The sequence below is a fragment of the Enterococcus sp. VV15 genome, from assembly GCF_005236045.1.
Lineage (GTDB): Bacteria > Bacillota > Bacilli > Lactobacillales > Enterococcaceae > Enterococcus_B > Enterococcus_B durans.
The window spans coordinates 1-3346 of record NZ_QPTY01000076.1 but is presented as its reverse complement, the minus strand read 5'-3'; the positions used below and the strand labels follow the sequence as shown (position 1 = coordinate 3346).

At 36.1% G+C, this 3346-nt stretch carries 9 protein-coding genes and 2 pseudogenes; all 11 read right to left on the bottom strand.

Features of this window, described 5'->3' with window-relative positions; genetic code table 11:
- Positions 1–179: pseudogene (locus DVW83_RS14385) on the bottom strand (ArpU family transcriptional regulator); the annotation flags it as partial.
- 71 nt (positions 180–250) lie between these two features.
- Positions 251–415, bottom strand: a complete 165-nt coding sequence (locus tag DVW83_RS15100; RefSeq protein ID WP_161569463.1) for a hypothetical protein — start codon at positions 413–415, stop codon at positions 251–253.
- 51 nt (positions 416–466) lie between these two features.
- A pseudogene (locus DVW83_RS14380) lies at positions 467–691 on the bottom strand (ArpU family phage packaging/lysis transcriptional regulator); the annotation flags it as partial.
- Positions 692–707: 16 nt separating this feature from the next.
- Positions 708–1472 carry a phage antirepressor KilAC domain-containing protein gene (locus DVW83_RS14375; RefSeq protein ID WP_137239620.1) on the bottom strand — a complete coding sequence of 255 codons (765 nt, stop codon included), beginning with the start codon at positions 1470–1472 and terminating at the stop codon, positions 708–710.
- Positions 1453–1581: a hypothetical protein gene (locus tag DVW83_RS15865; RefSeq protein WP_274548125.1), complete on the bottom strand. Its 129-nt coding sequence runs from the start codon at positions 1579–1581 to the stop codon at positions 1453–1455. Before DVW83_RS15865 ends, DVW83_RS14375 begins: the two co-directional genes overlap by 20 nt.
- 4 nt (positions 1582–1585) lie before the next feature.
- Positions 1586–1789 carry a hypothetical protein gene (locus tag DVW83_RS14370; protein ID WP_137239618.1) on the bottom strand — a complete coding sequence of 68 codons (204 nt, stop codon included), beginning with the start codon at positions 1787–1789 and terminating at the stop codon, positions 1586–1588.
- A gap of 67 nt (positions 1790–1856) precedes the next feature.
- Positions 1857–2087, bottom strand: a complete 231-nt coding sequence (locus DVW83_RS14365) for a hypothetical protein (protein WP_137239616.1) — start codon at positions 2085–2087, stop codon at positions 1857–1859.
- Positions 2084–2377 carry a hypothetical protein gene (locus DVW83_RS14360; protein ID WP_137239614.1) on the bottom strand — a complete coding sequence of 98 codons (294 nt, stop codon included), beginning with the start codon at positions 2375–2377 and terminating at the stop codon, positions 2084–2086. Before DVW83_RS14360 ends, DVW83_RS14365 begins: the two co-directional genes overlap by 4 nt.
- Entirely contained in the window at positions 2374–2592 is a 219-nt protein-coding gene (locus DVW83_RS14355) for a hypothetical protein (RefSeq protein ID WP_137239612.1), read from the bottom strand. Before DVW83_RS14355 ends, DVW83_RS14360 begins: the two co-directional genes overlap by 4 nt.
- Positions 2589–3263 carry a DUF1642 domain-containing protein gene (locus DVW83_RS14350; protein ID WP_238699440.1) on the bottom strand — a complete coding sequence of 225 codons (675 nt, stop codon included), beginning with the start codon at positions 3261–3263 and terminating at the stop codon, positions 2589–2591. Before DVW83_RS14350 ends, DVW83_RS14355 begins: the two co-directional genes overlap by 4 nt.
- A gap of 2 nt (positions 3264–3265) precedes the next feature.
- On the bottom strand, positions 3266–3346 hold an 81-nt coding region (locus tag DVW83_RS15860), incomplete at its 5' end, for a YopX family protein (protein ID WP_274548129.1).

Sequence of the window (3346 nt, the reverse complement as noted above, 5' to 3'; positions counted from 1 at the left end):
GCTGTAGAAGGTGGAACCAAGGAGTAAGATGCCGTTACCTTCGGTTCCCTAGGTTGACCTACTCTACATCTAGCTGACAGATATGCTGAAAGAAATACAGCGACATTATATTTTGTGCGTTCCATATCCACATCTTTTACTTCTGGTGTTTCATACTTCTTCACATCGAAAAGCACCATCCTGATTCCCCCAATTATGATATAATACTTGTGTCAGAAATATTATTCACAGTCGGAGGAATCCGGCTTTTTTATTTGTATTTATCTAATTCATCAAAGAATGAAAACTCTGTTTTTTGTAACATGTTTTTTATTAATTGGTTTTCTCGTTTCAAATGTTTTAGTTCTACTTGTTGGCTTACAGTACTTACTAGCAGAATTAAGATGGTTCCTGCTGAAATAATATTAATGATCATTATTCTCTTCCTTTACATTGTTAATATTCGATAATATCGTTCCTATGTTGCAGAATGCTTTTCAACGTCGCAGAAACTATAATAAAGTATCTGTCGGCTAATCAAACTAAGTGCCATTAAAGCTCCTAGAATCGCATTTCATTCTGTTTCATCATCTGCTAATTGGATCATTGCATCTTCTACTCTTTTTCCATGACTAGGAACTTTGGGCATATCTGTTATAACTGGTGATTTAATATCTACCAAAGAGCGACCTGCTATGCGCTCTAGCTGTCTATTTTTATATTCTTTTTTAGGAAACGTTATCCCATAGGTCCATTTGGGGATAATGTCCTTCATCTTTCAATAAGTTGTAAATAAATAATCTGCCTTTTTGTGTCCACTTCGTACTCATAACTATTTTAACCGTGCCGTCAGATTGCTTGATTTCACTTGTATGTGATTTTGTGTAACCGCAATTCATATGCTTTTTATAAAGCAACCACTGACCACTAACCTTACGTTGTACGCCTAATTGATGTAGTAATTTGTTTAGCTGGATAGCTGACATACCATAATCTGCCGCAATTTGAGAAGTACTGACTGTATCTTTCGAAGCGAGAATCGTATCAAGATAAGTAATTTTAGGTTCGTACTCCGCTACCTTTTGTTCAGCTATCAATCGCTTGGTTCGTTCTTCTTTCAGCTTAGTTGCTACCTCAATTAGTAAATCAGGATTGTCTAGCAATTCGTCAGTGGCATACATGCCGTGTTTTCTAATTTGTGGTAGAACGTCAGTTGCTAACCAGTCTTGGAATTTTTCAGCTAAGGCGTTATTCGCTTTAAATGCTAATTTGTAGACCATTGGTTCGCTTATGAAATCACCTTTCGACACTGGTGTCGAAAGATATTTTTCTAAATATTTATTGACTCGCTTCCAGATTACATATTCTTTTCCATTCTTTGTTTCTGTAAACCCTAAGCTTCTTGCGACTGTTTCAACATCAAATAACGATTTACCATTTTCTGTTTTAACTTCTAACTGAAATAGATTATTTTCAAATTTTTGTAGACTCATTCCCTTTTTCTCCCTTCTTCAAGAGCTTTGCGTTAGCCGTCCCATTCTGGATAGCCTTTTGTTCTAAACGGCGTTTTTTCTTCTTTACTTTTGATTTTGTCTTTCCCATACGTTTATACCTTCCATTTAAACTGATTGATTATATGGTTTATACACTCAAGCCAACCTTCTCTGTACTGATTATCTTTAGAAATATGTTCATACTCTAAGGCGCTGTCTAATACTTTGATTAATTTCAATAAACAATTCCAGTAACCAACTAAAAAGCAGACAATTCCGATTACTGCGAATACAATGAACCATAATAATTCGTTCATTTTTCATTCTCCTCTTGGATGATTACTAACATGAAAACGAAAAGTAAGATAAATAGAACTGGATAGATCATTCTTTTTCCTCCAAATCTAATCCAATATATTCAGCTTTAGAAAACCAATCATCACATTCTGGATTAATCCCCCATACAGTGGATGTTTTCTTTTTCATTGCTGTTTTTGTTTTATATATCAGAAATCCCATACCATCAATAGCACATAGAAAACGATATGTTTTACCTTTTCTATACCAGCCTCTTTTATATTTTCGTAGTAGTTCTTCCAAAGTCATTTTTATCATTCCGCTTTCTCCTGTTCTAATCCCCATTGAGCAAATGCTGCTAGGACTTCTGCCTCTTGTTTACTATTCAGTTGACGGTAGGCTAAGTTTGTATTTTTATCTGCTAATTCTGCTAATTCATAAATTGCGAGCATTGGAACTTTCAACGAATTTCTGTTACTTTTCAACCACTCCAACACGATTTGCTGGTTGTCGTTGAGTACTTGTCCATGAGTTAGAACTTCACCAGATTCCCAATCTCCTGTTTTTCTAGCATATTCATATTGTTCTGCTGTTAAACAATCGCTCATACTTCCGTCTCCTCAAACATCACATCAAAGAGTTCTTTTGCAATATTTAAAGTACTTCCATCGCTACTCAAAAATACTTCTTGATCATTCTTTGCGATAGGATTATCACTTTTCCAAATACTACCTTCATGAACAATAAACTCACGACCTTCCTCGCAATTTTCAAATTCGTCCCATTCAGGAACGCTAAATGTTTCTAGGCATTTGTATTTCATCCTTCTACCACCTCATCCACTGGCACAGCAAACAACCAGAATCTCTCATCTATTGCTTTTATTTCTGATTCCGTAAAAGTATTTTTCCATTTAGCCCCATAACGTTCTGTAGCCGCTGAGAAACACATATGAGTATATCCGGGCATTAAAAAAGTTTGGATAAGGTAGTATGTTGCGCCTGGTATTGTTAGCTTCACGTGATACAACGGTTCTTTCTCGACCTCGTCTGGAATATGAAGTTCAGTAAAATGTGTCTTATACTTTGGAAAATCGTCATCTAGTGGTGTGCCACAATATGGCGGCTCTTCTACTGGGAAATCCCACCACAAGCAATCTCCTAAATCTTCATCCCAATGTTTTGCCAACCTAGCTTTGACTTTCTGAGTTCGAATACTTGTTGATGACCAGCAACCAGTGATCATGTTATCTACCATATTTTGTAGCATCCTAAGACTCTTAATCTTTCCTGGACCGTGAATTCTTAGGTATTCTATCTGGCTTTTAATATCGCAAAGATAGTCGTTGAACTCCGGTTCGTCTAGTTGTTGGATTAGTTCTAATGCGTGTTCTAAACCCGCATATTTTCCATCATGAAAAGTACTTATACCTTTAAAGTCTTCTATGCTACCTACAAGGCTTGCTAGTTTATCAATCAATTCCTGTTTATTCATCGCTATTCCTCCAACAACTCAGGATTCTCATATATATTTCCGATGACTTCGTATTCATACCCAGCCTCATTACGCTTGAATAC